Annotated in this window: 1 protein-coding gene; it reads left to right on the forward strand. The window is 56.4% G+C overall.

From position 1 onward, the window contains the following. Positions 1-280 (forward strand): hypothetical protein (locus AC1RPW_RS08410; protein WP_481769511.1); only part of this gene is annotated, 280 nt, incomplete at both ends.

Consider the following 280-nt stretch of genomic DNA (forward strand, 5'->3'; position numbering starts at 1 on the left):
GAAAGAGCCCGACCACCGAGCAATTGATGGCGCTGTGTGATCGCGTTGGCGTGGCGGGCAAACGCGCATCTGATCTGATCGCGTTGATGGCATCGATGCTCACCCCTACTATCGCGCTGGCCGCCGAAGTTCATTACGACGATCCGGACGCGCTCTTTAAACAGAACATCGCAGAGAATATCGATCGACAGGCGCTGGTCATGATCGCAGACTGGCTCGGGGACATGAATGTGTACAACCGAAGCGAAGCCCTGAAGTACGGAATTCCGCTGGAAGAGGT

Source organism: Dellaglioa sp. CoH-55-MRSF-8 (assembly GCF_056782195.1).